The following is a 23,988-nucleotide window of genomic DNA, read 5'->3' as shown; positions in this document are numbered from 1 at the left end:
CACGGTTCGTGGCACAATGGCAAAGTGATATGCATCAAACATACGTATGTATATATGATGGGAAAAATGTTAATCATTGATATAAGTATTATAATGAATGTACGCCTGTTTACGAAAATTTTATATTCAAGGGAGAATCTAATTTACACAACGATCGGTTACTTTAAGTTCATAGATGACGAATATATGGGGGACTTTTTAATTTAAAAAAATTATTGTTATGAAGGTGCATTATTTCAGTTTAGATTGGCGTTGCCTGCTTTTATAACTAGTTTTACTAAAGTTACTAAAAATTATTTTGATGAAGATGGTTATTTAAGGAATGATATAGCAGAAGTATTAATTAATAACGAGGAAGCAACAGAAAAAAGCGTGATTTTGTTTTTATTCCAGAATCTAATATCGAATTATTGAAGCAGCGTATTTGGAATGCTATGACCGGTGAACGCAGTGGGGCTTTAGAAAAAAGTGATATATTTTCCAGAGAAGTAAAATATTTGAAAAACTATGAAGAGAAAATGGTAAATTTTGAACTGTAAATTCTGAATGGTTAAGTAAATAAAGAGCAAATAGGAGAAGCTATGTTGGTAACTAAAAGTAGTTCATATAAAATTCAAGATGAATACAGGCTTGGTATTGTGTCTTCACAAATGATAATAGATAATGAAAAGTTAGATAAGGAACTTGGAGCAAATGTTGTGTTAAAGCCTGTTATTAATAAGTTTGCAATAGCTAAATTTCCTAGAAATAAAATGCAAAATTTGAATGTACAAGAATTAAGTTTGCTTAATGAAGATTAGAGATGTTTTTAAATAGTATTTGATTGGTTTTGCAGTTACACGATAGAAATATACAAATTAATTGGAGTTATTATTAGTAATAAATTGAGAGATTAAATGCGAAAATTTAGGAGAAATGAATGAACTTATATTCTGAAAGACATGGGAAAAGATTGCCCAAAATTAGTACTTATAGTATAAATGAAGACGCGTATGCATTATTGCTTAATTTGTGTAGTAGGTATAGAAAAAATTTGACTTCAAAATTTCCTCAAGAAAATTATTATGGATTTACGGGGGAAAGATATATTGATTTTGATGAAAGTACTTATGATAAAGAGATTCATTTCAGAATTCCGAATCTTTTTCGAAATGAAGCGGGATTGATAGCATCTCCTAAAATAACGGATGATTATGATCAGTTTGCATTATTGGATTTAATTGAATTCTATGCACAAAATATTCGCGATATAGATGAAGATTGGAATAATGGAAAATATAAAAATTATAGATATATTATTACTTACAATACTGCTAGGGTGTTTAAGATATTTCAAAATGAAGTTAATGATTTCTTTACGGAAATAGGGTTGTTGTATACACTTACCGATAAGAAAATAATTGAACGAAAAATCAAGGATGGTGCCATTACTGATAGCCTCGATAAGGAAATAAGTATGATACCAGAAGATGGACTACGTAGTCTTTTAAGAGATGCTGTTGATTTATACAGAACGCCTAATAATTTAGCTCGTCAAGATTCAGTAGAGAAAATATGGGATGCTTTTGAAAGATTAAAAACTTATTATACAGCGTTAGATAAAAAAAGAAGTAGTCATAAAATTTTAGAGGCTATGTCTCATGGAAATACCAAATTTTATGAAATGTTTGATTCTGAGTTTAAAAATTTAACCAATATTGGTAATAATTTTGGAATTAGACACCATGAAACGAGTCAACAAGATATAACGGATCCCAATCATTATGATTATTTGTTTAGTAGGTGTTTGTCACTAGTGGTTTTGGCAATTAAGTACCTTGAGGATGATGTTCAAAAGAATAGGTAAACGATTAGACATTGAGAATGTGATTTTGGAGGTACTTAGTATCTTTGAGACTTGTAACGACTGTCAAAAAAATTATCATATTTTCGATGGTAGAACTTTCTATGAATAAAAATTTGAAACGGTAAAAAATGTACTAACATAGAGGGAAATAGGGTTGTTTGAAAAATATCTTGCGTTAGTTCCAACTTTTATTGGAGTAGTTGATTATAATATGTGTAGGAGACTGCTCAAAATTGACACTAAATGGCACTTGAAATAGGCTACTTGTTGCTCGTATTCCTCTTGCTATCAACGTTTTCATTGAATTAATAAGCACCGATAAAGAATTCGAGAAGAATACAAAGAAATCATAGCTAAGTCATTAGCTAATAAAATGGCCTTACTAATTTGGTAGTAGGGTCATTTTTTGTTGCTATGCTAGAGTTTATGGATATTGATGTGTGATATTGACATTGAGTAGTGAAGATTGCTGATAAGGTGGATTGGGTTAAAACTGATTATAATTGACTCCAAAAAGTATTATAAATTGTCAATTACTTATTATTGCTTTTGTTCAAAATAAGTAAGATTGTGAATAAAGATATTCTCTTGGTTAACACCTCCTCGAAAAAAGCATTCCAAATATGAGTAAAGGGGGATTAAATAGTGTGTACAATGTAAGTAAGGAGACACGGCAATTTTGTCATTGAGTCAATTTATGAGATATAAGGGGTACGATTTATGGAAAAATAATGTACGAACTAGAAGATGTTGCACAAATATTTTTAATATTTGGCTATTTTTCTTTAGCAATAGGTGATTAGGAATTTGTCTCTCACTTGGTGACGTTATATTTATCATTTTCGAAAATAAAAGATACCACTGCCTGTATCGCTTTTGGGTATTTATTTGTGATGTTTGTTAACAAAATAGTGGAATATAATTCTATTCCGCTATACGTTGGTAGCATTGTTGAAAACAATACGGCAGATGATATATCTGAAGATACAGCAGCCTATATTGCTAATGAATTAATTTCTGAAGAGTCAAGAAATAGAAATTCACAAGATGATCTAAGTTAGATATGATAAAAAATTATATTAATTTGTAAGCTATGTTTCCTCAATAGAACGCCGCTTCCCATTTAAAAAGCTCCCCAAATTAGAGAAATTTGAATGTCATAAATATAGAAATTGAATTATGGTAAAATGATTAAAGTGATTGCGTATAAAAAAAGATTATTAGAGGGATAATCAAGAATGGCAGGAGATAAGTTTGAACAAGCCGTAATTCAAAAATTAGGAAATAAAGGCTGGGAGTATTTAAGCAATTATTCAGGATTGAAAGTCGATAGATTACATAATCATTGGCGTGATATTCTTAATCAAAATAAGACACTCTATGATGTATAACTGCTGCTGGCAGGTGGGACGCTACCTTTGAATAGTTACAAAAATATGATAGTGATGGGATGTATACGGGATTCTTTTTTTACAGGTGCAGTTTATTCTATCCCAGCACTCAGCGCACTATCTCGTGCGTCCCAAAAATGAACGATCATATAATCATGACTTTGTTTTTGGTTGGCGAGATGAAAATGGAAAAGATGTTACTGACATGATGGCATTTATTCACGAAGTAATGGGCATTCCAGCACTACACCGCCTTGTTACCGTCAACATGATTTCAAATGCAGCCAATGACAATTTGATGGTCATGCGGTCATATCAAATTCAAGCAACTCGAAAAATTTTAGATTGTATGTGTGAAATAAACAATAATGATTTTATTGAGAGAGAAGGCGGTTACGTTTGACATACAATCGTTTCAGGTAAAACAGTAACGTCATTTAAAGTAGCACGGTTATTAGCATCAATGCCACGTGTCCAAGATGTATTGTTGATTGTGTGAAGCTAGTCAATTAAACTTTTGGAAATTTTAAATCAATTGCTTATAAAAGCTTTGAAAACAGAATCAAAATTGTTAATGGTCATGAACTAAACCGGAAAATAAAGACACAAATGACTTTCGCAAAGAAAGTTTCCAGATGAACAATTAAAATCAATGCAAAAAACTATTGGATCAATCACAATAAGTACAATTAATTGTTGAAAGGAAAATTGAAAAATTTACAGCTATTAATTCTAAACAAAATAAGCACGACAAACCAACTTTGAACAACGCTAATAATTTAAAAAAATGCCACCAGGCATTTTTGGGTAAGAATAAAATTTAACCATGTTAGGATGTGAAAATAATGGATACTTATTTATTTGAACAAAGTTCTGATCCATATACTCTATTGAATGGTATGTTTTCTACGCAATTACCTCCATTGCTTAATAATTTGATCACTGAATATTCTTCTAATGAATTAATTAAAGAATTGCGGAATAATCCCCAAAAAACACTTTTTACTATAGAGTCATCAACCAAATTAATTAAAAGACTTAATAATGGAATTAAACCTCCAGAATATATTTATGGAAATAACTGGGCTGCTGAATCAATTAAGTTTTTTACGATAAAAATGAATGATTCTTGGAGACCAATGGCGATACCAAATATAAAGCATTCATTAATGTTTACATATAACACCCTCATTATTGCAAATTCAGTGCTTAGTAAATTGTACTCTACTGAAGAACGTTTAAATGGCAAAACAAGTCATTCTGAATCCCCCATAATTGGTCGAGACGGACTTTTTTCATCTATGTTATATGACGAAGATACAGTTGAAGACGATATACCTGTTGGTTTTATAGGATACGATGGAACAAACAGATTTTTTAAAGAAAGCAAACTACAGCGTTTTAATATAGAGTCAACATACTCATATGTTTTGCAAATGGATTTAAGTAAATTTTTCGAAAACATATATTCACATTTATTGTCTAAAATTAGGATTACTGATTCTGAAACGTTTAAACATTATCTACTTTGGTTGGATGAGTACAATCAAAAAATAAATGATGCACATACAAAAGGGATAATACAGGGGCCAATCTCCTCTAAAATATCCGCAGAATTGTTTCAATTATCATTGGATAAAAAAATATTCAAGTTAATCAACAAATTAAAATTAGATATTAACTTTACTCGCTATGTTGATGATTATCGTTTTTTTTCCAAAAGAAATTCTGATTTGGAATTAATAAAGCACCATTTAATAAAACTATTCAGGCAATATGAATTATCTTTTAATGACAGCAAATTTCAAATCTATAAAGGTTTTGAAATACAAAAACAAGCGCATTTAGAACGTTATCCTATAATAAAAACTCTTACAAACGGACATATAGAACAGTTTTTGTTTGAAGATTACAATACCCTAAGAGAAACTATTATTAATCTACTTGCAGAAAGCGATATACCTACTGCAAAAGCTATCTTATCAATAATTGAAAAACAATTAAAAAACAAAAACATAAAATTTAAGAACAATAAAGTTGTGATATCTTTGATGCTTTTTTTAATAAAAGTAACATATGTCAAACCTGTACTAGCCATGCATATTTACAAGGTTATTTCTGCAGCCATTTCTACTGCAATACCAATTATTAGACACAAAATTTGGAATACTCTTTTTGCAGAATTAGATTATATTGAAGAGAGCTTTTCTGATACAGATTTAGAAGTATGGTACTTCTATGCCTTGGGTAAAGCAGGTACGTCTAAAGAAACATCTAAAGCATTTTCTGCGTACAAAAAAAAGAAAAACCAAACAGACCTTAATGTATTGGTTTTAACAGTTCTGCTGAAGCAAAACAGCAAACAAACCAATCAACGCATTGAATCAGAAATTGTTAATATAGCAAATAGTAGTTTGTCCCCTGATGGATACTGGGCAACAATTTCTCAATCCAAATGGTGGCTCCCTATCTCAAAACTTTGGATAGTAACTGAAAGAAAGGTTTGTCCTGATATTAAAAAATTGTTTATCTCAAATAATGGTAACAAAATTCAGTGGGATAAACTTGGTATAATAGAGTTTCTACTAAAAAACAATAATTAGCTAAATACTATGTAACCTTTTGAAGGCCTATCCGTATAAATTAAGCCACAAAACCATAGATAGGTTATGTTAGGAGCAAGTGTTAAGACCGATATATTACTGAATGTTAGTTATTTCAATTCAAATATAAAATCAACACTTGAAAAAATCAATGAATTATACGAATTTGAAGAATAATTATAAGAGGCCGTTATTATATAAATTGCCCCTATAAAACCCTATTAAAACGGATTCATTATCTAGCGATTAGATAACGGAGCTGTTTTTTTGATAAATGATACACTAGGCGCTATATTAGCGTAAATAAATTGGGGGAATTCAATGTATGAAAACATCAAAGCAATTATAAGCGGAGTAGGTACCTTTTTAATTTCTCAATGACTATAACATGCACTATCACAAAATCCGAATATCAATATTGGGTTGCTAGACTTTTGTCTATCACTATCATTTTTATTCTATTCATTTTCGAATGAATAAAAATTTTGCCCTCTTTTTTCTAAATAAAACGTTTTTGGCTCCAAAGTTCAAAAAAGAAGTAAATGTTTGTAATGCTGAGTCGACTATTTTAGCAAACTTTGGCATTCCAGACATAAAGAAATATGAGATTAGTGTGTCATCTATAGAAGAGCAAGAGAAAATCGGAAAGCTACTTGACAATGTAAATAACCTAATAACTTTTAACCAGTGGATTGTTGGTTTATTCAATTTTCAGGAAATTTTACATTAACGCTTTATTTTAACCCGACTTAGGAAATAGATTCAAAAAAATCATGTTTTTTTGAAAATCCATGATCTTAAATAATACTATTTGTAATAGTTTATTGATTTCACATTAGCGTTTTTAAGTAACGCATAATTTTATCAGTATTGGCATTTTCTAATGCTTGTGTATCATGTAAATAAGTTCTTTGTGTTGTATTCATGTTTGAATGACCGAGTCGTTGAGTAACTGAGGCGATTGAAACTTTTGTTGATTTATAGTCCCGTGTTTTATTTACAGAAAGGGTTAATCGTGATAAATCAAAGACATCAGATGTAATTCCTAAGTCCTCGTTAAAACGAAGATCAGTCTTTGCAACTAATAGGAAAAAATAATCAATTGAAAGTTCTTTACCTAAGTTAAGCTGATTCAGAAGTTTTGTTAGCTGTTGTTGATTGAAATACTTAATTTTATGATGTCGCGTTACAGTTTCTTCGATAGCAACTTTTCCTGTTGCATCTATGGTTAAAAGACATTCTTCAAGAGCATCTAATACCGTTTGTTTTTCATGGGTCTCAGCATAAGTATTTAACAAGTCTTGATAAACTTGCTGATTTAAATCGCTTAATCATAAATTTGGTACTAACTTTTTTAATTGTTTGTAAGTTTGTTGATATTTAGCATAGGTTATTTTAAGAACAGTTCCCTCTTTATAAATTTTCATCCATTGGTGATAGTATTCATGAAAAAGTAATGCATTTTTTGTGACATAATAGTCACCTCCTGAAAGTATTACTTAACTAATTTTAGTAAGGTAATTTAATCATCAAGAGTAGCCTTACATAAAGCAACAGAATAGTTTTCAAATATTTGTATGAATTGAAATATCAAGTATATATTTTAAGTGTGACAGGATAAAGCTGTTGAGAAATATTTGGTATTAGAAAAAAATAATGAATATACAGCAGTATACGATATGATTTACCAGTATGTTGTTCCAACGATTACAGAATGGTTAGGTAGCAAAATAAAGATGAAATATACCAGATTTTTGGGAAAATAATTGATATTATCATATTGTGCACGGATGGTGCTTTAGAAATCGGAAGAGCAAGTGCCTATCGTATTCAAATTGTTTATGAATGTTTTGAAATCGCTATGTTACTGGAAGTGGGAACGGGTATAGTTATGTTGAGGTGTAGGATGAAACAATTTGGTCATATAGTTAGATTAACGGCTGAACAAGTATAAAATAATCTGGCAGTAGAGAAGTAGTAGGTGGATCATCCTGAATAAAGATGCAAGGTTGTTAAAGAAGGGGATAAATGCTTATGTATCAAGAACATGTTGTGTTAAATGGTCAGCATTGGATTGATGTGACTGATCCGACAGATGAAGATATGCAGCAATTAAAAACAAAATTTCATTTAACAAGTAAGTTTGAATCTTATGTGCGTGATTCTAGAGAACGTTCACGATTTGAATATAATGATCAAACGAAAATGGCGATGTTGATATGGCAAGTTATCGTGAAGGATGATCAACTTAATGAATATCAAGTTGTACCAGTTAGTTTTATTTTGACAGAAGAAACGTTAATTTCGGTAGTCCCAGAGAATACCAATATTGTTAATCAGACATTACATGAATTGTTTGCCCAGATGGGGACAAAGCCATTGAGCATTTTAACTGTGTTATTACAATTATTGTGGCAATTAAATGATCAATATATGGATCAAATTGATGAGATTAATACACTCCGTGAAGCGTTGACAAAATTCCATAATAATCCAAGTAACCGTCAGATTAAGGGGCTATCTTCATTGAGTAATCAGCTCGTGCACCTAACGACCGCAATCGATAATAATGCAATGGCGATTCAACAGATAAAAATAAATGCAAATGATGCTACGGATGAGTTAGTTTTAACTGATAAGGAACGAAATCTGATTGCAGATGTTGAGATTGAGACAAAGCAAAGCCAGCAAATGACGCAAGATACAGCTGACTTGGTGGACCGTTTATCGAATACGTATAATAATTTATTGAATAATACTTTAAATGATACAATGCGCTTTTTAACAATTTGGTCATTAATTCTGGCAGTACCACCAATTATTTCGGGCTTCTACGGGATGAATATGCATCTGCCTTTGGCAAAAGGCAATCTTGCTTGGTTTGGGACGATAATAATGACGGCTATTTTAATTATTATTATTGTGTATCTAGTTAAGAAGCGAAAATGAATTTTATTTGAGAGTAAATATGGAAATGTAAATTTTCTGTATTTACTCTTTTTATTTTTATGCAAGACATACCGTTTACAACATAAAAATTAAATGATAGAATTTTAGACAAATAAGTAAGTGAGTGATTACTTACTTTGTGAAAACGTAATAATTTGAGGAGATATTTTGCATGGGGAAGACAATTATTAGTTTAAACAATGTACAAAAGAATTTCGGTAACCAGCCAGTTTTAAAAGAAGCCAATTTCAATGTTCAGCAGGGGGAAATAGTCGGATTGATTGGACCTTCTGGAGCAGGTAAATCAACCATTATCAAAATTGTTTTAGGCATGGAAAAAGCAAATGAGGGTCAAGCACTCGTATTTAATACGCAAATGCCAAACCGTGAGTTACTAAATAATATTGGTTATATGGCACAAGCTGATGCATTGTATGACGTGTTAACTGGTTATGAAAACTTATACTTTTTTGCACAAATGAACGGTATAAAAAAAGCGGTCATTAAAAATGAAATTCAACATGTATCACAAGTTGTTGAATTAACTGAGCATCTTGCTAAAAAAGTTAGTGGATATTCTGGAGGCATGAAACGACGGTTGTCATTAGCGATTGCGTTATTGGGAGAACCGGATTTGCTTATTTTGGATGAACCAACGGTTGGTATTGACCCAGGCTTAAAGAGAAAAATTTGGCGAGAGTTATATCACATTAAAGAAGCAGGGCGCACTATTTTAGTAACCACTCATGCAATGGATGAAGCGGAGTTAACGGATCGGGTTGTTTTATTATTAGACGGTAAAATTATTGCTGATAAAAGTCCTAAAGAATTGGAAGATGCTTATCAAGTAGATTCAATCGAAGCTGTATTTTTGAAAGCGGAAGGTGAACAATAATGCGTATATTAGCGATATCTAAACGAGTCCTAAAAGAATTATTACGTGATAAAAGAACGCTAGCGTTAATTTTTATTGCACCATTAGTTGTATTAGCCTTGTTATCTTATGTGTTCAACGTAAATACAACGAACAATGCAACAGTTGGTACGGTTGGTGTGGAACGAGTCGTGCGAACAACGTTAGATGATAATAATCATGTAAGCGTTAAGACGTATAAGAATGATACAACTGCAAAAAAGGCATTAACAGATGAAAAAGTTGATGCAATTATTGAAAATAAAGCAGGTGACTTGTATGTTACTTATGCTAATACAGATGTTGGTAAAACAAATGTCACGAAAGCAGCATTACAAAGTGCTTTAACCAAAAATAAAATGACACAACTTGCTAAAGCTGTTAAAACAATGCAAGAAAAGTTGCCAGCTGGTAGACAAGTTATTCAGTCATCAATGTCATCACCCACGATACACAATAGTTATAATTATGGGGATGGGAATTCAACATTTTTTGATAAGATGATGCCTATTATGATTGGCTTCTTTATTTTCTTATTTGTCTTTTTGATTTCCGGCATGGCATTGTTGAAAGAACGTACTTCGGGAACATTAGATCGGTTACTAGCAACACCAGTAAAACGTTCAGATATTGTGTTTGCTTATTTGATTAGCTATGGAATTGTTGCAATTGTACAAACCTTGTTAATTGTTGGTTTCTCAGTAACTTTGTTACATGTTGAGGTTGCCGGATCAATTTGGTTAGTGATGTTGACGACGATTTTGATTGCGTTAGTGGCACTGTCATTTGGTATTTTTGTTTCAACATTTGCAAAATCGGAATTCCAGATGATGCAATTTATGCCAATTGTTGTTATTCCGCAATTATTCTTTTCAGGACTTATTTCATTAAGTGCAATGGGCACTTGGGCACAATGGTTAGCATCAATTTTGCCACTAAAGTATGGTGCTTCTGCATTAAATACGGTTATTTTAAAGGGTGGCGATTTTAATAATATTTTGGGTAACTTGGTGGCGTTAGTCGTATTTATTGTTATTTTGTCTGTTGGTAATATAATTGGATTGAAACGTTATCGAAAGGTGTAGTTATATGACTGATGTAGTAGGAAAGAATTTTGATGAATGGTTAGATCATGCCGATATGCCCAATGGTAAACGGGAAATTTTAAAAGCAACGATAAAATTACTTGCTGAGCAGGGCTATCAAGGGACTTCAACAGCTATGATTGCACGTGAAGCTGGTTTGAGTGAAGCAACAATCTTTAAACACTTTAAAACCAAAAAAATATTGTTAAATTCAATCTTGCAGCCATTGATGAAACAATTGTTGCCAAATTTTGGTGAACAATTCATTAATCATGTGCAAGAACATGCAACGACAATTGATGATTTGATTGCATATGTTGTACGTGATCGTTACTATTTTTTAATTGATAATTATCAAGTTAGTATTATCTTATTAAATCAGATATTAGTCGATGAAAAATTTGGTGATGATTTAAAACAGACGTTACTGCCTAAGCTGACACCCGGCTTCAAACGGATTCAGCACTTACTAGATGTAACGGATGATATTGATCCGCAAATTGTCCCTAGTGATATTGTTAAGTTAGTGCTTGGACAATTTATAACGCATTTCCTTGGACAGTATAAATTAAAATTGCCTCAGGAGGAACCGGAAATAGTTATCAAAAAAATAACGACGATTACGCAACGAGCCATTCGAAAAAATTAATTACAATAAAAACGGACATACTTTTTGATAAGTGTGTCCGTTTTTGGCAACATGGTATTATACTAATTTCTAAATTTCTACATCATCGATATTAACACCGATTGCCTCAGCAACACGCTTACCATAATCCATATCAGCACGGGCCATTTGTTGGACCATTAATTGCTTATTTTCAAGACTATCAATGGTACCCAAATTGCTCTTAAATGTGTCTACTAAACGTTGCTTTTCGTCTTCAGACATTAAGTTATATAAACGGCCAGCAGCAGAATAATAATCCGTATCATATGGTTCATAGGCACCAGTCATGCCTTGGAACATGTCACCTGTAATTGATGCATGGGGATCTTCAGTTGGTCCACTTTGTGTATTTGGCTCGTAATTAACACTACCATCCTGGCCTTGTGCCATAAATCCATCACGAGCATAGTTATGAACTTCGTTACGTGGACGGTTAGCCTTTAATTGTTCATAGTTAGCACCCAAACGATAACGTTGTGCGTCTTTGTATGAGAACAAACGACCTTGTAGTAACTTATCCATTGAAGCTTCGATACCGGGTACTAAATTAGCAGGTGAAAAAGCAATTTCTTCGACGTCTTCAAAATAGTTGTCAGGATTGGCAGTTAATGTCATGACACCAACTTCGTGAAGCGGATAATCCTTATGAGACACTGTCTTTGTCACATCAAAAATATCATATTTATAATCTAGACCTTCTTGATATGGGATGATTTGAACTGAAAGAGTCCATGAAGGGTAATCACCATCTTCAATGGCGTTGAACATTTCGTTTTGTAGGTAATCAGTGTCTTCGCTAGCTAATTTAGCAGCGAGTTCATTGGACATATTTGAGACACCTTGGTTGCTGATAAAGTGATACTTTACCCAGAATTGTTCACCATCAGCGTTTACCCACTTATAAGTGTGACTACCGTAACCATTCATCGTGCGCAAACTAGCTGGGTTACCACGATCGCCCATTAGATAGGTAACTTGGTGAATTGATTCTGGGGAATGTGCCCAAAAATCAAATTGCATATTGACGTCACGTTTATGCGTTCGTGGGTCACGCTTTTGTGAGTGAATAAAGTCTGGAAACTTTAGTGGGTCATTAATAAAGAAGATAGGTGTATTGTTACCAACAATGTCGTAATTACCTTCTTCTGTATAAAATTTAATAGAAAAGCCGTGAACATCACGAATTGTGTCAGGATAACCAGATTCACCCGCAACTGAGGAGAAGCGAACAGCGAGAGGTGTTTCTTTGTTTTCCCCATTGAACAAATTTGCTTTGGTAAATTGACTCATATCATGGGTCAATTTAAAGACACCTTTGGCACCAGCCCCCTTAGCATGAACTACGCGTTCGGGTATACGTTCACGATCAAAATGTGCTAATTTTTCTAGCAATTGATAGTCTTGCATTAAGACAGGGCCACGTTGTCCAGCCGTTAAACTATGTTGATTATTGGCCCAAGGTTGTCCTGCTTGTGTTGATAACTTATCGTTCATTGTATTCCCCCATTTTTAATTTGTTGATTACACAGTATATAGATTTTGTTCATCTATATAAGTCATTATACTGTTAATTATGTATTATGCAAATTAGATAAATTTTATAATGCATATATTTTATATAAAAATACATGCTATAAGACTGTTTTAACTAATTGATTCGATTGCTTTTAATGGCTGAGGCTGATGGTGGTATCTAAAAGAATATATAAAAAGTAGCAAATCCACTTCATTGATTTGCTACTTTTATATTAGTCTATTGATATGGGTCTTATGATAGTTAGTAATAGATAAGTTAATGAGTGAAGTCAATTACCATGCGGCCAATAATTTGATTATTTTTCATTTCATCAATGATATCATTAATTTCAGATAATGATCGCGTTTTAACAATTGGCTTGACGTTATGTTCAGCACCAAATTGGAAAGCTTCGGCCAGGTCTTGGCGAGTTCCTACTAATGAGCCAGCGACTTTAATGCCATCAAGAACGGTTTTAGAGATGTTTAATCCCATGTCTCCTTTAGGTAAGGCGATAGCGACTAAGGTACCATCAGGACGTAAGGCATTAACGGCTGTCGTAAACGATTCAGAATTGACAGCAGTAATCAGTGCACTATGAACGCCACCAACTTTATCTTGGAGAATTTTTGAAGCATCTTCCTTTTTTGAATTAATGGTTAAATCGGCACCTAATATTTTGGTGGCAACTAATTTTTCGTCATCAATGTCAACAGCTGCAACGTGGGCACCAAAAACATGATGGGCATATTGAACGGCTAGATTACCTAGTCCACCAGCACCAACAATTTCTACCCATTGGCCAGGTTGTACATGACCAGTTTTTAGCCCTTTATAAACTGTAACACCAGCACAGGTGAGTGAGGTTGCTTCAATGGGATCAAGACCTGCGGGGACTTTAACGGCATAAGAAGCAGGAACAATGCATTCTTCAGCCATTGCACCATCAACAGTAAATCCTGAATTTTCAACATTACGACATAATGTTTCACGGCCTGTTGTACAATATTCGCAGTGACCACAACCACGATAAAACCAAGCAATGGAAACGCGATCACCAATGGCAAGATTATCGGCACCGTCAGCTAATTGAATGACTTTACCGACGCCTTCATGACCAATAATACGACCAGGTACTTTACCAAAATCACCTGCAGCGACATGTAAGTCTGTGTGACATAAGCCACAATATTCCATTTTAATGAGTGCTTCACCATATTTTAATTCTCGTAATGTGACTTCTTTAATGTCGACATATCCGTCACAATTATCTCTGACAACTGCTGCTTTCATAATGTTTATCCCCCTGAAAATGTACGTTATTAAAAACAACTAAAGTATAACAAAAACTTGTTTATAGATAAAGTGAAAAAGTTCACAATATTTAAAGAGATATGAAATAAATATCTAATTACGTCAAAAATGGTAATATTATCTTAATTAATAAGGTAGTAGGGGATAAATATGGCAAGTATTCAAGATATTGCAACATTAGCTGGTGTTTCAAAAGCAACAGTTTCCAGAATATTAAATCAAGATCCGAGTTTTTCGGTATCAGATGGTACGCGTAATCGCGTTTGGCAAATCGCGAATCAATTACATTATAAATTAGCGAATGTTGCTAACCGCAATCATCAAGACAAATTACACTTAGCAATTGTGACAGCTTTAACAGCACAAGAAGAATTAGCAGACCCTTATTTTCAAGAAATATTAGCTGGTATCAATGAGCAAGCAACCCTGTGGGGCATGAAAATTGCAGATAGTATTAGACTTCCTGCAAATAATAATGTTGATTGGCAAAATTTGGCGGTTTATGGTGCAGTTATCGTTGTGGGCGTGCTAACCAATGATGTGTTGGCAAAAATTTATCAATATAATAAAAGTGTTGTGATTATTGATGATAATCGTATTTTTGATAATTATGATGTTATTCAAAATGATTTTGGTCGCCAAACAAAACGATTATTAGATTTACTTTTTGCTAAAGGTCATCGGCAAATTACCTTTATTGGTGGTGAAAAAAAGCTAGTTGGAGAGCAACGAATTGAAAAAAGTGAATTATTGGATGTACGTCATCAAGCCTATTTAGATTGGATGACGTTACATCAATTAGAAGCATACAAAGATACCTATATTACCAATTGGACATCCGAAGACGCGATGCAGGTGACGAAAAAAATCTTGCAACAAGCAGAGCGCCCAACGGCAATTTTTGCAAGTAATGATTTACAAGCAATTGGTATTTATCGTGTCATTCAAGAAATGACTTATAAAATACCAGATGATATTGCAGTCGTAAGTTTTGACGGCATCGAAATGTCTGAATATTTGTATCCGTCATTAACAACAGTGCGACCAGCAACTAAAGAAATGGGGAAGGAAGCCATTAACTTAGCGCGTGAAAAATTAGTTGGTGATCGTGAATCTGCAATTCAATTAACTATTAATTCAAAATTAATAATACGAGAGAGTATGTAAATAAAAAAACATTTGTTTATCATTTTAAAAGCCTAAGATAGGATAATTCCTGTCTTAGGCTTTTTTTAAAATAAGTTGATTTTTAAAAAGAAAGCGGTTACAATCTAGGTATTGATTAGTAAACAAGTAAACAAAACTGAAATTACTTGTTTATGTGCACTGTTTTAATAAATCTTAGGGGAAGTATTATGGAAAAAGTTAACGATCTGGCTAAACAAAGTCCAATGCAAAAAGCAATTTCACGAATTTCTTATGCATTCGGTGCATTCGGTAATGATGTTTTTTATGGGGCATTATCAACATACTTCATCATGTTTGTGACAACTCACTTGTTTAATACAGGGGATAAGGCACAAAATGATCGCATGATTATGTATATCACGGCGATTATTACGATTTTACGTGTTGTGGAGTTAATTATTGATCCATTTATTGGTAATTGGATTGATCGTACCAAAACACGTTTTGGACAATTTAAACCATGGGTTGTAATCGGTGGAACTATTACATCCATTATGTTGCTCTTGTTATTTACTGATTTAGGTGGTTTGAACCAAAGTCATCCTTATTTATATTTAATTGTCTTTGCAATTTTATACATCACAATGGATATTTTTTATGCCTTTAAAGATGTTGCATTTTGGTCAATGATTCCAGCATTATCGTTCAATTCAAAAGAACGTGAACGAACATCGTCATTTGCGCGTATCGGATCAACACTAGGTGGTGGCCTTGTTGGTGTTGTCGTAATGCCATTAGTGTTGTTCTTTTCAGTTAACCAAGTCAACGGTACGGGTGATTCACGTGGTTGGTTTGCCTTTGGGTTAATTGTTGCTTTAGTTGGTATTGCAACGTCATGGGTTGTTGGTTTGGGAACCAAGGAAGTGCAGTCTGACTTACGTAAAAATGTTAAAGATACTGTTGGTTTCAAACAAATTTTTTCAACATTGGCAAAAAATGACCAATTGATGTGGATTGCTTTAACGTATGGTATCTATGCAATTGGTATCAACATTGAAAATTCGTTGGTTTTGTACTACTTTACATTTATTATGGGTAAATCAACCCTATTTTCAATTTTCCAAGGTGTTAATATCGTCATTAGTTTAATTTCTGTTTCAATTTTCCCAAAGTTAGTGGATCGGTTTAATCGACGCCGAGTATTTGCGACATGTATTGGGATTATGTTGGCAGGACTATTGTTATTCTCATTAGCTGGTAAGTCATTTGCAATGGTCATTGTTGCAGCTGAAATGTTCCAAGTACCACAAGCAGTTATCTTCTTGGTTGTATTGATGATTATTTCAGATTCAGTTGAATATGGTCAGCTAAAATTAGGCCATCGTGATGAGTCATTAACATTGTCAATTCGTCCATTATTGGACAAATTAGGTGGTGCACTTTCAAATGGTGTTGTTGGACAAGTAGCTGTTATTGCAGGAATGACAACTGGGGCAACAGCAGCATCAATTACAGCTAGCGGTGCCTTCAAATTTAAATTTATGATGTTTGGTGTGCCAGCTGTATTGTTAATTATTGCTTTCATTATCTTTTGGCGTAAGTCAACGTTAACTGAAAAAAGACACGCAGAAATCGTTGATGAATTGGCTAAGACATGGGGAAAGAATATTGCGGTTGAACAAGAAGAGACACGCAATGTACAAAATATTGTTTTAACAGCACCTGTTGATGGTCAAATTAAGCCATTAACTTCAGTGTCAGATCAGACATTTGCGAGTGGCCAAGTTGGTCGAGGATTTGCTGTTGAACCGACTGATGGTAAAGTGTATGCACCATTTGATGCAACAATTAAGCAGGTTTTCCCAACGCGTCATGCAGTTGGATTGGTTTCAGAAGATGGCGTTGCACTATTAATTCATATTGGATTTGGTACAGTGCACATGAATGGTACTGGCTTTGTTAGTCTGGTGACAGAAGGTCAAACTGTTAAAAAAGGTGACCAATTAATTGAATTCTGGGATCCAGCTATTAAAAAAGCAGGGTATGACGACACAGTAACTGTTGTGGTAACGAATTGGCAAAACTTTACAGATTTTAACGTCGTAACGCCGGTAGATAAGCAAGTGACAGCAGTGAGTGAAGCGGTGTTTACTTTAAAGCAAGCGACCAACGATAATAAAGGAGTAAGCAAATAATGACACAAAGTAATTTAATTGATTTTGATACAAAAACGCAATCTTTTCACTTGCATAACGACGATATATCATATGTACTCGGTATTGAGGCAGGCGGGGTTTTAGCGCACTTGTATTATGGCCAACGAATCAAACAGTATCATGGCCATCTTAAGAGCCCTAGACTTGATCGTGGCTTTTCGGGTAATTTACCCAAATCATCAGATCGTACCTATTCATTAGATGCAATTTTGCGTGAATATAGTTATGAGGGAGATGGTGATTTTAGAACGCCAGCGCTTGTAGTTCGGCAAGCAGATGGTAGCCGGTCAGCATTTTTTAAATATCAAGACTATACAATTTCAGATGGTAAGCCCACGTTAGCTGGATTACCAGCAACATATGTGGTAGATGAGCATGAAGCGCAAACATTAACGGTTAACTTAGTAGATGAGGTCAGTCAGCTAACCTTGGCAATGCGCTATACGATTTATCGACAACGACCAGTTATCACACGGTCTGTTCAAATCATTAATAATGGTGAGCAGGCGGTTCATCTAGAAAAAATTGCATCAATGATGATTGATTTACCTGTTGGTGAAAAAGATGTTATTTCCTTACTTGGGGGCCATGCCAATGAACGGAATATCAATCGTGAGCCAATCACATTTGGTACAAAAACATTCCAAAGTCGACGTGGCACAACAAGTCATCATATGAATAATTTTATTGCCATTGCAGATACACAGACTAATGAATTTAAAGGTGAAGTTGTTGGCTTAAGCTTTGTATATTCTGGAAATCATAAAGAAGAGGTCAGCAAGGATCCGTATGGTACTTATCGGATTGCTGTCGGGATTAATGATGATCAATTTGATTGGGAAGTGGCTGCTAAAGATAGTTTCCAAGCACCTGAAGTAATTATGACCTACTCAAATACTGGTTTGAATGGTATGAGTCAAGCATTGCATAATTTATTACAGCAACGAATGGTTCGTAGTAAATACAAAAATTCAGTACGACCAATTGTTGTTAATAATTGGGAAGCAACTTTCATGGATTTTGATGAAGCAAGACTACAACCAATTGTTGATGAAGCAAAGGATATGGGAATTGAGATGTTTGTGCTTGATGACGGTTGGTTTGGCCACCGTGATGATGACAATACCTCATTAGGAGATTGGCAGGTGCTTGCCAAAAAATTCCCACAAGGACTGCAACATTTCGCAAATTATATTCATGAACGTGATTTACAATTTGGTATTTGGTTTGAACCAGAAATGATTTCAATTGATTCCGATTTGTATAAAAATCATCCAGAATATATGCTTAAAGTGCCAAATCGCACACCGAGCCCATCTCGCAATCAATTTGTATTAGATATTGGACGACCAGAAGTTCGTGAAAATATTCATAGTCAAATGAAAGCAATCTTTGATAATACAGATATTGATTACGTAAAGTGGGACATGAACCGTAATTTAACGGATATTTATGCAACTGATTTGCCAGCTAGTCGCCAGGGAGAAGTCATGCATCGCTATGTATTGGGATTGTACCAATTATTAGAAGAATTAACGACTGAATATCCTGATATTTTATGGGAAGGTTGTTCAGGCGGCGGTGGTCGTATTGATGCTGGGTTCATGTACTACATGCCGCAATCTTGGACAAGTGATAATACAGATGCGGTTGCACGTATGAAAATCCAATATGGTACATCACTAGCCTATCCAATTTCATCCTTTACGTCACATGTTTCAGAGGCACCAAATCAGCAAACTGGTCGCTATACTTCTTTGCAAACTCGAGGTGCTGTTGCGATGAGTAGTGTCTTTGGTTACGAATTGGATCTAACCCAGATGACAGACGATGAAAAACAAGCTGTTAAAGAACAAGTTGCACAGTATAAGCAAATGCGTCAACTAGTGCAATATGGGCAATATAGTCGCTTGATCGATCCGAATGAGGGTAATCGTTGTGCTTGGATGTTTGTTAGTGATGATAAAAATGAAGCTTTAGTATTCTCATTTAATATTTTGTCACAAGCTCAACCAGAAAATAAGATGTTGAAGTTAGTGGATTTGGATGCTGACAAAGTGTATGAAGATGTTGCTACGGGTGATGAATTCGGTGGGGATGAATTAATGCATGCTGGCATTTATGAACCAGCAGTATTTTCAGACTTTAATGCGATGATTTATCATTATAAAGCGAAGTAAGCTTAAGCAGGGTTCATTAATTTTTAGGAGGCTATCATTAATTTGATGATAGCCTCATTTTTATTTAGTGAAATATAATGAGTAAAAACAAGTTATAATAACTTCATGGAAGGGAGGGTACAATGTTGAATAACAGCAAAATCACACAATATTGGCAAAAATTTTGTGAACGACAGGGAATATCGTCAGCAACAGCCTATTCTGCTTGGTCATATGGGGATAACCCAGCAATGGCAGATGAATTGTCTGAGTTAACGCGTTGTGGTCTTAAGACGGCTACAACATCTGCAGCTGATTTATATGAGCCAAACGAAGCGCGACCATACGTTGGTGAATATAATATAATTTTAGATGGACAGCAACAACCAGTCTGTATTACGGAAACGAAAGTTGTTGAGATAATGCCTTATAATTTAGTTTCAGCTGAGCATGCCTACCATGAGGGTGAGGGAGATCGTTCGTTAGCGTATTGGCGCCAAGTTCATGAAGCCTTTTTTAAAGCAGAATATGCTAGTGTCGGGCGTCGCTTTAATGAACAAATACCTTGTATTTGTGAAGTGTTTGAAGTCGTATATGTTTAAATAAAGAGGGGAAATAAAGGATGACACAAGAAATATTTAGCATGCAACAGTTTGATTTGACTGGAAAAGTCGCTATTATTACGGGTGGTGCTTCAGGATTGGGGCAATATTATACAAAGGCGCTTAGTACAGCTGGCGCAGATGTTTTAGTGATTTCACGTTCGCAAAAGGGGTGGGATGATATTAAAGCCCATGCTAAAGTAACAGGACATCGTGCTGAATTTTTAGCGATTGATATAACAGCAGATGAGGCAGCTGATAAAATTGTCGCTTATGCAACGACAGTTTTTGGTAAAATTGATATTTTAGTTAACAATGCTGGTATGACAATCCGTCATGAATGGGATGAATTTCCCAAAGAAGATTGGAATAAAGTTATTAATTTGAATTTAAATGCCCTATATTACTTATCACAAGCTGTTGCTAAAGTGATGGCAACACAAGAAAGTGGCAAGATTATTAATATTGCATCAATGCAAGCATATCGGGCAGGAAAATTCATTTATCCATACGCAGCCAGCAAGCATGGGGTTGTTGGGTTGACAAAGGCTTATGCAGATGCGTTAGCTGCGCATAACATTCAAGTCAATGCGATTGCACCAGGATATGTAAATACTGACATGACTAAACCATTGCAAGAAGACCCAGTACGTGGACCTGAAATTTTGAATCATATTCCAGCAGGTCATTGGGCAGATCCTTCTGAATTAATGGGAGTCGTAGTATTTTTGGCAAGTGACGCTGCTAGTTATGTGACAGGTGTTACACTACCAGTTGATGGTGGTTATCTACTACGTTAAAGTAAAGTAACTGTTTCTCATGAAAGTGGAGAGGACACATTCAATCAAGTATTTAATTATGGGGCAAAAATTAGATAAAATTAATGTGTATAAGGGCTAGTCAAAATTCCTGAAAGCGATTACAATTAAATGTACCGTTTTGATTGTGAACGGTATTATTAATACTTTATTGATATTTTAATCGTTATCTTAAGGAGAAATTATTATGCCATTATTTTGGGTTTTCGTAGGCATTGTTTTATTGATTTTATTAATTGTCAAATTCAAACTAAACACCTATGTCTCATTGTTAGTGACAGCTGTATTTTTAGCACTTGTGTTGGGAATTCCGGTCGATAAAATTGGCCCAGCTATTGAAACAGGAATTGGTGGTCAGTTAGGCCATTTAGCAATTGTTTTTGGTCTTGGATCAATGATCGGAAAGTTGGTTTCTGATACTGGTGGTGGGTACAGAATTGCAAATACTTTGATTCAAAAATTTGGTCGCAAGCAAATTCAAATTGCCATCATTCTAGCTTCATTTATTGTTGGAATTGCACTATTCTTTGAAGTTGGTTTAGTTGTATTGCTACCAATTTTGTTTGTGATTGCCAGCGAGCTTAAAATTCCATTACTATACCTTGGTATTCCAATGGCTGCCACGCTGAATACAGCGCATGCATTCTTGCCACCTCATCCGGCACCAACAGCTGTTGCAGGGGTATTTAATGCAAGTATTGGTCAAGTTTTGCTACTTGGAATTATTGCAGCTATTCCAACTATTATTATCGCAGGACCTATTTTCAATATTGTTTTGAAAAAAGTATATCCAAGTGTTTATCATAAGGAAACACCAAACGTTTTTGGGGAATTCAAGACATTTAAGATTGAAGAAACACCAGGTTTTGGTATTAGTATCTTAACATCAATGATGCCTGTTATCTTGATTGGAATTGCTACAATTTTAGAACCATTCTTGTCTACTAAGTCAGTTATTGGTCAAACAATCACATTTATTGGTAGTCCAGATATTGCTATGTTATTGTCATTAATCTTTGCTGTATTCACAATGGGTGTGATGCGCCATGTTAAGATGACAGATATTGGTAATACTTTGACAGAATCAATTAAGCAAATTGCGATGATGCTACTAATCATTGGTGGTGGTGGTGCCTTGAAAGAGGTACTTATCGAAGGTGGTATTTCAGATTATGTCTCAGCATTATTTGCTGGTACTTCAATGTCACCAATTATTGCTGCTTGGTTAATCACGGCTGTTTTGCGTGTTAGTCTAGGTTCTTCAACTGTTGCTGGAATTACAGCTGCTGGGTTGATTGCACCATTAGTTGCTTCATCAACTATTAACCCTGCTTTGATTGTCTTGGCAATTGGTGCTGGTTCAGTCTTTGCTGATCACGTTAATGATGCTGGTTTCTGGATGATCAAGGAGTACTTTGGCTTATCACTAAAGGAAACATTATTATCATGGACAACTTTGACTAGTGTGTTGGCAGTAGCTGGTTTAGGATCAGTGCTTGTTCTATCATTATTTGTTTAAATAAAAAAACCAGGATAGTTATCTATCCTGGTAATAAAAGCTTGGGAGCGACGTGATGTCAATCTTGAGCTTTTTGTTTTGCATTAATGTCTTTTGGTTTACCAACAGGTGCATCTTGTACACCTAAGATACTTAAAATGAATGCCACAATTGGAATACCAATGATTAATCCCCATGCACCTAACAAGTGTTCCATGACAATGATGGTTGCAAAGGTCAAAAAGATTGGTAACTCGGTACGATTAGCCATCAAACGTGGATGCAAAAAGTACGACTCAAACAAATGGATAACAGCAACTAAAGCCCAAACTTCAAACATACCCGTCCAACTCAAGGCAGCAAATGAAATAATGCTTAACGGAATTAATGAAATAATCACACCGGCAATTGGGATTAGACCTAAAATAAAAATCAATAAAGCCATCACCATAATACTTGGCACTTTAATCAAGCTCAAACCAATCACCATTAGGATTGTGTTAATAAAAGCAATCGTTAACTGCACCTCAATGACACTACCTAAAATGAGAATAAAAGTACTACTTAGATCGTAAACATGTTTGAAAAAAACAGGATATTCTGAGTTTAAAAACTTAGTGCCAAATTTTTGAAGCTTGGTCCATGAAATGGCACAAATAAAACTCAAAAAGATAGATAAGGCAATTTTTGATAGGACACCACTAATAGCCGTAATGGTATCTAAACCACTTGCCAATAGTGTTTGCCAATTTTTAGTCACTTCAGTTAACAAATCCAAATTCTGATATGTTTCGTCTAGATACTTTTTGACATCAGGAAAGTTTTGAATAAATTTCATCACTTCATCAGGAATAACCGCAAATTGTTCAATCAAGGTTGGCATGATAAAGGTAATCGACATTCCCAAAACAACTAAACAGACGATAAAGAAAAGTAAAACAGAAAAACCATAGGGGATTTTAGTCCATTGCTTAATTTTAGTAGCGCTTTTAATCGCTAAGTAACTAAAAATAATGGTTAAGAGGACAATGCTAATTAAATCTTTGATAACGTATAAAATAGCTAAAATAAAAATTAAAGCAATTAACTTTTGAACATCTACTCGTTTAAATAATGCTTTTAAATCGTTCACGTATGTACTCCTTAAATTTTTAATAACTATTTCTCATTATACGCATGTTTTAAAAAAATAACACGTGAGGAGGCATGTCGATAACTAATGGATTAAACGCATGAGAAAGAACATAAAAATTATTTGTTATCTAATTGTAAACAAAAAA

At 34.2% G+C, this 23,988-nt stretch carries 18 protein-coding genes and 2 pseudogenes; 16 read left to right on the top strand and 4 right to left on the bottom strand.

All coding sequences use genetic code 11. The features are described 5' to 3' along the window. Positions 1 to 581 precede the first annotated feature (581 nt). The 6 genes and pseudogenes from G7Y65_RS04355 to G7Y65_RS09540 form a co-directional block, all read left to right on the top strand. Complete coding sequence (locus tag G7Y65_RS04355) at positions 582 to 800, top strand: hypothetical protein (protein ID WP_042492936.1); 219 nt, start codon at positions 582 to 584, stop codon at positions 798 to 800. A 119-nt stretch (positions 801 to 919) separates the two neighbouring features. After that, entirely contained in the window at positions 920 to 1,846 is a 927-nt protein-coding gene (locus G7Y65_RS04350) for an AbiJ-NTD4 domain-containing protein (protein ID WP_141926507.1), read from the top strand. Positions 1,847 to 2,736: 890 nt separating this feature from the next. Continuing rightward, on the top strand, positions 2,737 to 2,907 hold the full coding sequence (locus G7Y65_RS04345) for a hypothetical protein (protein ID WP_155982506.1): 171 nt from the start codon (positions 2,737 to 2,739) through the stop codon (positions 2,905 to 2,907). A gap of 177 nt (positions 2,908 to 3,084) precedes the next feature. After that, positions 3,085 to 3,840, top strand: a pseudogene (locus G7Y65_RS09315) (DEAD/DEAH box helicase family protein); the annotation flags it as partial. Positions 3,841 to 4,082: 242 nt separating this feature from the next. Next, entirely contained in the window at positions 4,083 to 5,840 is a 1,758-nt protein-coding gene (locus tag G7Y65_RS04330) for an RNA-directed DNA polymerase (protein ID WP_165314668.1), read from the top strand. 448 nt (positions 5,841 to 6,288) lie between these two features. After that, a pseudogene (locus G7Y65_RS09540) lies at positions 6,289 to 6,570 on the top strand (restriction endonuclease subunit S); the annotation flags it as partial. A 100-nt stretch (positions 6,571 to 6,670) separates the two neighbouring features. Here the strand turns inward: G7Y65_RS09540 and G7Y65_RS04320 are convergent. Continuing rightward, positions 6,671 to 7,138 carry a site-specific integrase gene (locus tag G7Y65_RS04320; RefSeq protein ID WP_443098352.1) on the bottom strand — a complete coding sequence of 156 codons (468 nt, stop codon included), beginning with the start codon at positions 7,136 to 7,138 and terminating at the stop codon, positions 6,671 to 6,673. Positions 7,139 to 7,874: 736 nt separating this feature from the next. Between G7Y65_RS04320 and G7Y65_RS04315 the strand changes: the two genes are divergently transcribed. The 4 genes from G7Y65_RS04315 (at position 7,875) to G7Y65_RS04300 (ending at position 11,436) form a co-directional block, all read left to right on the top strand. Further along, positions 7,875 to 8,789 carry a magnesium transporter CorA family protein gene (locus G7Y65_RS04315; RefSeq protein ID WP_042492929.1) on the top strand — a complete coding sequence of 305 codons (915 nt, stop codon included), beginning with the start codon at positions 7,875 to 7,877 and terminating at the stop codon, positions 8,787 to 8,789. Positions 8,790 to 8,961: 172 nt separating this feature from the next. Further along, entirely contained in the window at positions 8,962 to 9,684 is a 723-nt protein-coding gene (locus tag G7Y65_RS04310) for an ABC transporter ATP-binding protein (protein ID WP_042492928.1), read from the top strand. Continuing rightward, the gene (locus tag G7Y65_RS04305; protein ID WP_042492927.1) at positions 9,684 to 10,787 is read left to right on the top strand and encodes an ABC transporter permease; all 1,104 of its coding nucleotides are present in this window, start codon (positions 9,684 to 9,686) and stop codon (positions 10,785 to 10,787) included. The genes G7Y65_RS04310 and G7Y65_RS04305 overlap by 1 nt, the downstream gene beginning before the upstream one ends. 4 nt (positions 10,788 to 10,791) lie before the next feature. Then, a complete protein-coding gene (locus G7Y65_RS04300; protein WP_042492926.1) occupies positions 10,792 to 11,436 on the top strand; it encodes a TetR/AcrR family transcriptional regulator in 645 nt (214 codons plus the stop codon). 69 nt (positions 11,437 to 11,505) lie between these two features. On the opposite strand, the gene G7Y65_RS04295 is transcribed toward G7Y65_RS04300, so the two are convergent. After that, positions 11,506 to 12,951, bottom strand: coding sequence for a catalase (locus tag G7Y65_RS04295; RefSeq protein ID WP_141926513.1), 1,446 nt, complete (start codon positions 12,949 to 12,951; stop codon positions 11,506 to 11,508). Between the two features lie 298 nt (positions 12,952 to 13,249). Then, on the bottom strand, positions 13,250 to 14,266 hold the full coding sequence (gene adhP / locus G7Y65_RS04290; RefSeq protein ID WP_042492923.1) for an alcohol dehydrogenase AdhP: 1,017 nt from the start codon (positions 14,264 to 14,266) through the stop codon (positions 13,250 to 13,252). Between the two features lie 171 nt (positions 14,267 to 14,437). Between adhP and G7Y65_RS04285 the strand changes: the two genes are divergently transcribed. The 6 genes from G7Y65_RS04285 (at position 14,438) to G7Y65_RS04260 (ending at position 22,729) form a co-directional block, all read left to right on the top strand. Continuing rightward, complete coding sequence (locus tag G7Y65_RS04285) at positions 14,438 to 15,454, top strand: LacI family DNA-binding transcriptional regulator (protein WP_165314667.1); 1,017 nt, start codon at positions 14,438 to 14,440, stop codon at positions 15,452 to 15,454. 188 nt (positions 15,455 to 15,642) lie between these two features. Then, positions 15,643 to 17,610 (top strand): sugar MFS transporter, encoded by a 1,968-nt coding sequence (locus tag G7Y65_RS04280; protein ID WP_165314666.1) that lies wholly within the window; start codon positions 15,643 to 15,645, stop codon positions 17,608 to 17,610. Next, entirely contained in the window at positions 17,610 to 19,811 is a 2,202-nt protein-coding gene (locus G7Y65_RS04275) for an alpha-galactosidase (protein ID WP_165314665.1), read from the top strand. The genes G7Y65_RS04280 and G7Y65_RS04275 overlap by 1 nt, the downstream gene beginning before the upstream one ends. Positions 19,812 to 19,933: 122 nt before the next feature. Further along, positions 19,934 to 20,392, top strand: coding sequence for an ASCH domain-containing protein (locus tag G7Y65_RS04270; RefSeq protein ID WP_042492918.1), 459 nt, complete (start codon positions 19,934 to 19,936; stop codon positions 20,390 to 20,392). A 20-nt stretch (positions 20,393 to 20,412) separates the two neighbouring features. Continuing rightward, the gene (locus tag G7Y65_RS04265) at positions 20,413 to 21,192 is read left to right on the top strand and encodes a glucose 1-dehydrogenase (protein ID WP_042492917.1); all 780 of its coding nucleotides are present in this window, start codon (positions 20,413 to 20,415) and stop codon (positions 21,190 to 21,192) included. A gap of 205 nt (positions 21,193 to 21,397) precedes the next feature. Next, on the top strand, positions 21,398 to 22,729 hold the full coding sequence (locus G7Y65_RS04260) for a gluconate:H+ symporter (protein ID WP_042492916.1): 1,332 nt from the start codon (positions 21,398 to 21,400) through the stop codon (positions 22,727 to 22,729). Between the two features lie 58 nt (positions 22,730 to 22,787). Here G7Y65_RS04260 and G7Y65_RS04255 read toward each other — a convergent pair whose 3' ends face one another. Further along, the gene (locus G7Y65_RS04255) at positions 22,788 to 23,840 is read right to left on the bottom strand and encodes an AI-2E family transporter (protein WP_042492915.1); all 1,053 of its coding nucleotides are present in this window, start codon (positions 23,838 to 23,840) and stop codon (positions 22,788 to 22,790) included. Positions 23,841 to 23,988 lie beyond the last annotated feature (148 nt).

Source organism: Weissella sagaensis, assembly GCF_010306265.1.
Lineage (GTDB): Bacteria > Bacillota > Bacilli > Lactobacillales > Lactobacillaceae > Weissella > Weissella sagaensis.
Note: the sequence above shows the minus strand (reverse complement) of the source record. Positions and strands in the feature narration are given on the sequence as shown.

What these genes read in the sequence shown, in the direction of transcription:
- G7Y65_RS04355 (WP_042492936.1), top strand. Translation starts at nt 582, where the DNA reads ATGTTGGTAACTAAAAGTAGTTCATATAAAATTCAAGATGAATACAGG.
- G7Y65_RS04305 (WP_042492927.1), top strand. Translation starts at nt 9,684, where the DNA reads ATGCGTATATTAGCGATATCTAAACGAGTCCTAAAAGAATTATTACGT.
- G7Y65_RS04270 (WP_042492918.1), top strand. Translation starts at nt 19,934, where the DNA reads ATGTTGAATAACAGCAAAATCACACAATATTGGCAAAAATTTTGTGAA.
- G7Y65_RS04330 (WP_165314668.1), top strand. Translation starts at nt 4,083, where the DNA reads ATGGATACTTATTTATTTGAACAAAGTTCTGATCCATATACTCTATTG.
- G7Y65_RS04315 (WP_042492929.1), top strand. Translation starts at nt 7,875, where the DNA reads ATGTATCAAGAACATGTTGTGTTAAATGGTCAGCATTGGATTGATGTG.
- G7Y65_RS04260 (WP_042492916.1), top strand. Translation starts at nt 21,398, where the DNA reads ATGCCATTATTTTGGGTTTTCGTAGGCATTGTTTTATTGATTTTATTA.
- G7Y65_RS04310 (WP_042492928.1), top strand. Translation starts at nt 8,962, where the DNA reads ATGGGGAAGACAATTATTAGTTTAAACAATGTACAAAAGAATTTCGGT.
- adhP (WP_042492923.1), bottom strand. Translation starts at nt 14,266, where the DNA reads ATGAAAGCAGCAGTTGTCAGAGATAATTGTGACGGATATGTCGACATT.
- G7Y65_RS04280 (WP_165314666.1), top strand. Translation starts at nt 15,643, where the DNA reads ATGGAAAAAGTTAACGATCTGGCTAAACAAAGTCCAATGCAAAAAGCA.
- G7Y65_RS04350 (WP_141926507.1), top strand. Translation starts at nt 920, where the DNA reads ATGAACTTATATTCTGAAAGACATGGGAAAAGATTGCCCAAAATTAGT.
- G7Y65_RS04300 (WP_042492926.1), top strand. Translation starts at nt 10,792, where the DNA reads ATGACTGATGTAGTAGGAAAGAATTTTGATGAATGGTTAGATCATGCC.
- G7Y65_RS04275 (WP_165314665.1), top strand. Translation starts at nt 17,610, where the DNA reads ATGACACAAAGTAATTTAATTGATTTTGATACAAAAACGCAATCTTTT.
- G7Y65_RS04285 (WP_165314667.1), top strand. Translation starts at nt 14,438, where the DNA reads ATGGCAAGTATTCAAGATATTGCAACATTAGCTGGTGTTTCAAAAGCA.
- G7Y65_RS04295 (WP_141926513.1), bottom strand. Translation starts at nt 12,951, where the DNA reads ATGAACGATAAGTTATCAACACAAGCAGGACAACCTTGGGCCAATAAT.
- G7Y65_RS04265 (WP_042492917.1), top strand. Translation starts at nt 20,413, where the DNA reads ATGACACAAGAAATATTTAGCATGCAACAGTTTGATTTGACTGGAAAA.